The 4,392-nt window shown below is 70.2% G+C and carries 5 protein-coding genes; 2 read left to right on the top strand and 3 right to left on the bottom strand.

Going from position 1 to position 4,392, the window contains the following annotated elements; genetic code table 11:
* Positions 1 to 563, bottom strand: a 563-nt coding sequence (locus tag Q8M82_RS03245) for an extracellular catalytic domain type 1 short-chain-length polyhydroxyalkanoate depolymerase (RefSeq protein WP_305689946.1), incomplete at its 3' end; no start/stop codon positions are given.
* Positions 564 to 727: 164 nt separating this feature from the next.
* Between Q8M82_RS03245 and Q8M82_RS03240 the strand changes: the two genes are divergently transcribed.
* Positions 728 to 1,489: an aspartate/glutamate racemase family protein gene (locus Q8M82_RS03240; RefSeq protein ID WP_305689945.1), complete on the top strand. Its 762-nt coding sequence runs from the start codon at positions 728 to 730 to the stop codon at positions 1,487 to 1,489.
* 13 nt (positions 1,490 to 1,502) lie between these two features.
* On the opposite strand, the gene Q8M82_RS03235 is transcribed toward Q8M82_RS03240, so the two are convergent.
* Positions 1,503 to 2,414: an NAD(P)-dependent oxidoreductase gene (locus tag Q8M82_RS03235; protein ID WP_305689944.1), complete on the bottom strand. Its 912-nt coding sequence runs from the start codon at positions 2,412 to 2,414 to the stop codon at positions 1,503 to 1,505.
* Positions 2,415 to 2,517: 103 nt separating this feature from the next.
* Between Q8M82_RS03235 and Q8M82_RS03230 the strand changes: the two genes are divergently transcribed.
* A complete protein-coding gene (locus Q8M82_RS03230; protein ID WP_305689943.1) occupies positions 2,518 to 3,594 on the top strand; it encodes a LacI family DNA-binding transcriptional regulator in 1,077 nt (358 codons plus the stop codon).
* A 16-nt stretch (positions 3,595 to 3,610) separates the two neighbouring features.
* On the opposite strand, the gene Q8M82_RS03225 is transcribed toward Q8M82_RS03230, so the two are convergent.
* Positions 3,611 to 4,392: NAD(P)-dependent oxidoreductase (locus Q8M82_RS03225; RefSeq protein ID WP_305689942.1), on the bottom strand; the 782-nt coding region annotated here is incomplete at its 5' end.

Here is a 4,392-nt window from a genome sequence, read left to right as displayed (position 1 = left end):
TGCCCGCGCATGCGCTCCAGCGCCTCGGGAACGCCCGAGGCGCTGCCATAAGGCAGCCCGGCGATGATCGCTCCACCGGCGAAGAGCTCCGGATAGGTCGCGAGCATCGCAGCCGCCATCGCCCCGCCCGCCGACAGGCCGGTGATGAAGACGCGGCGGCGGTCGAGCCCGTAACCAGTGATCGTCCCCTCGATCATCTGCGCGATCGAGAGCGCCTCGCCCGAGCCGCGGGCGATGTCGCCGGAGGCGAACCAGTTGAAGCAGAGATTGGCGTTGTTGGCGCGCTGCTGCTCCGGAAACAGCAGGGCAAAGCCATGCCGGTCGGCGAGGCTGGACCATCCCGAACCGAGGTCATAGGCCGCCGCGCTCTGCGTGCAGCCGTGAAGCACCACGACGAGCGGCGCGCCGGGCTCGAGCCCTTCGGGTCGATAGCGGTGGGCCCGCAAGGCGCCCGGATTGGAGCCGAACCCGGCCCATTCGGTCAGCCGGGACGGGACGACGGGCCCCGGTCCCTGGCCGCGGGCGGCGGCGAGGCGGGCGATGGTATCCGACAGTCGGGGCATGGTGCGCTCCTGCGCCGGCCGCGGCGGCATGACGACGGCCTTTGATCCTCAACGCGATCATAGCCACTTATGTTGCAACGCAACATCGCCGATATGACACCGGGATTGCTTGGGAGAGCCCGATCGCGGAGAGTGACGCGCCCTTCCATGGACGACGTCTTGCCGTGCGCATCCTGCTGATCAATCCCAACACGACGGCGGAGGTGACCGCGCTGATGGTGCGGGTGCTGGCGCCGATGCTGCCGCAGGGCGTCACGCTGAAGCCCGTCACCGGCCGCTTCGGCGCGCGCTACATCGCCAGCCGCAGCGCCGCCGCGATCGCCGGCCATGCCGCGCTCGACGCCTTCGCCGAGCATGGCGGCGATTGCGACGCGGTGTATCTCGCCTGCTTCGGGGATCCCGGGCTGCTCGCCCTGAAGGAGCTCGCCCCCATCCCCGTGATCGGCATGGCAGAGGCGAGTTGCATCGCGGCGGCCGAACGCGCCGAGCGCTTCGCCATCGTCACCGGCGGCGAGCGCTGGGGGCCGATGCTGCGGGAATTCGTCGGCACGCTCGGTCTGGGAGACCGGCTCGCCGGCATCGAGACCGTCGCCCCGACGGGGGCGGAGATCGCGCGCGACCCCGACGGGGCCGTCGAACTGCTGGCGCAGGCCTGCCGCGACGCCGCGGCGCGTCACGGCGCCGGCACCGTCACTCTCGGCGGCGCGGGACTGGCCGGCCTCGCGGCGCGCATCGCGCCCCATCTCGACATGCCTGTCATCTGCTCGGTCGAGGCCGGTCTCGCCGCCGTCCTGGCGGCCCTGCGGGACCCGCCCGAGAAGCCGCGGCACGGAGATCTCGCCTTTCCCGCGGGGATCGCCAGCACCGGCCTCGGCGAAAGCCTCGCGGCCCGTCTCGCCGACCCGGCCGGAACCGGGTCGGTATAGGAGACGGGCGGTCTCAGCCTTTGCGGGCCAGAGACAGGCCGTTCTCGGCGGCGATGAAGTCCGACAGCATCGGCACGTAATCCTCGGCCTTGCCGGCCGCGACCGCGCGGGCGAAGCTGTTCTTCACGGCGTTGCCGATCGGGTTGGGGACACCGGCCGCATTCGCCACGCTTTCGAGATAGCGCACGTCCTTCAGCGCGTTGGCGAGCGTGAATTTGTGGGCGTCGCGGTCGCGCTCGAGCACATACTGCATGAAGGTCTGGTAGAAGCCGCAATCCATCCGGCTGCCGCGTAGCACGCTGTCGAAGGTCTGCGGCGTGATGTCGATCTTCGCGGCCAGCGTCAGCGCCTCGGCATAGATCGCGGCATAGCCCATCGAGAGGAAGTTGTTCAGAAGCTTCATCTTGTGGCCGTCTCCGACCGGGCCGAGATGCACGACCTTCTGCGCCCAGGCCTCGATCGCCGGCTTGATCCGCGCGAACACCTCCGGCGTCGTCCCGACCATCGCCGAGAGCTGCCCGAGCGCGGCCTGGGCCGGGGTTCCGCCGAGTGGTGCATCGGCCAGATGCAGGCCCTTGGCCTCGAGTTCCGCAGCGATCCGCACCGTTACCGTCGGGTCCGAGGTCGAGCAGTCGACGATCACCGTGCCGGGCTTGGCGCCGGCCGCGATGCCGTCGGGCCCGTTCACCACGGCCTCGACCTGGGCCGAGCCGGTCACGCACAGGAAGATGATGCTGGCGTTCTGGGCCAGTTCCCGGGGCGTCTTGGCTTCCTTGGCGCCACCGGCGACGAGGGTCTCGACCGGCTTGCGATTGCGATGCCCCATCACGGTCAGGGGGAAGCCCTTGTTGAGCAGGCTCTGGGCCATGCCCTGCCCCATCAGCCCGACGCCGATGAAGCCCACTGATTCTTTGGTTGCAGTCATCTTCTATTTCTCCTGTTTATATGAGAATGACGGATCGACATGATGGAGCGCCTGCCCAGGAACCGGTCGCAGGGTCGCGTTTCCGACGCCGGAGAAGAGCGTCATGACCAGCAGCGGCCCCGTCAGCGCCCGCTCTTCCGTCAAGCCCCCGGCCGCGCTGTCGGTGGCGCGCGGTCGCGTCACGCTTCAGATCATCGCCGACCGGCTCGCGGTCTCCACTGCGACGGTGTCGCTCGCGCTGCGCGGCTCGCCGCTGGTGGCGGAATCGACGCGCGCCCGCGTCCAGCAGACGGCGCGTGAGCTGGGCTACAGCTACAACCGCAGCGCCGCCTCGCTGCGGACCGACCGCACCAACATCCTCGGCGTCGGCTTCCACGACATCACCAACCCCTATTTCGCCGAACTCTTGGCTGCGATCGAGGAAACCACCACGGCCCATGGCCGCTCGATACTGCTCGGCACCTATGGCGAGGACCTGGAGCGGCAGGATCGCGTGCTCAACACGCTCAAGGAGTACCGTCCGGACGGGATGATCCTCTGCGCCGCCGGCGGCTCGACGCCGGAAACCTTCGCCCATCTGATCGCGGCCGGTGTTCCGATCGTCCAGCTCTCGCGGGAGATCACGCCTGATCTCGACTTCGTCGGCTCCGACGACCGCCACGGCACCATCCTGGCGATGGAACATCTCATCGGCCTCGGCCACCGGCGCATCGCCTTCATCTGCCAGAGCCAGAAGATCTCGACGGGCGCCAACCGCTACCGCGGCTATTGCGAGGTCCTCGCGCGCAACGGCATCCCGGTCGACCCGGCGCTGGTCTATCCCGGGCATGGCACGCGCGAGAACGGCTCCAAGGGCATCCAGGCGGTTCTCGATGCGCAGGATCCGCCGACGGCAGCCGTCTGCATGAACGATCTCGCCGCCTTCGGGGCCATGCTGGGGCTGCGCCACCGCGGCCGCGAGGCCGGCCCCGACTTCTCGATCATCGGCTGCGACGACGTGCAGGAGGCGGCGCAATGGTACCCGGCCCTGACGACGATCCGCAATTTCCAGGACGAGATGGGGCGCACTTCGGCTGAGTTCCTGATCAGCCGCATCGCCGATCCCGCCGCGGCGCCGCGCCGGCTCTTGCTGACGCCTGCCCTCGTCGTCCGCGGCACGACCGCCCCGGTCCGTGGATAAGCCCGGGGCAGACGGCTCATGCATCGTTGGCGGGCTTGGCATTGAGCGCGCGATAGGCACGCACCACCTGCGAATCGTCGCGGCCGCCATGGCCCAGCCCCGACGCCGCCAGGAACATCTGGTGAGCGGCGGCAGCCAGCGGCAGCGCCGTGCGCGCCGCCCGGCCGGCATCGAGCACGATCGACAGATCCTTGACGAAGATGTCGACGGCGCTGGTCACCGCCGGCTCCGACTCGTGCATCCGCGGCCCGCGATCCTTCAGCATCCAGGAGGAGGCGGCCGAGCCGCCCATGATCTCGAAGAGCACGCGGCCGTCGATCCCCGCCTTCTCGGCGAGCGAGAGCGCCTCCGCCGCTACCGCGATATGCACGCCGCAGAGCAGCTGGTTGACCGTCTTGACCGTCGCGCCCTGCCCCGGCGCCTGGCCGACATGGAAGACCTTGTCGCCCATCGCATCCAGGATCGGGCGCGCCAGCGCCATGGTCCCGTCGGGCGCCCCGACCATGATCGAGAGCGTCGCGGCGCGGGCGCCGACCACGCCGCCCGACACCGGCGCATCGACGAAGCGCCGGCCGCTGGCGGTAACCTGCGCCGCGATCGCCTCGACCTCGCCCGGCGGGCAGGTCGCCATCAGGATCACCACCGCGCCGGGCGCCAGCGCCGCCAGCCCCCCGGCCTCGAACAGCACGGCACGGGCTTGGGCCGCATTGACGACCATCAGGACCATCGCCTCGGCGCCCGCGGCCGCAGCCGCGGCGCTCTCCGCCGCATGGCCGCCGGCGGCGACCAGCGCCTCGC

Source organism: Allobosea sp., from assembly GCF_030694325.1.
In the GTDB taxonomy this organism is placed as follows: Bacteria; Pseudomonadota; Alphaproteobacteria; order Rhizobiales; family Beijerinckiaceae; genus Allobosea.
The sequence above is the reverse complement of the archived record's forward strand: the minus strand, read 5'-3'. Positions and strand labels throughout refer to the sequence as shown.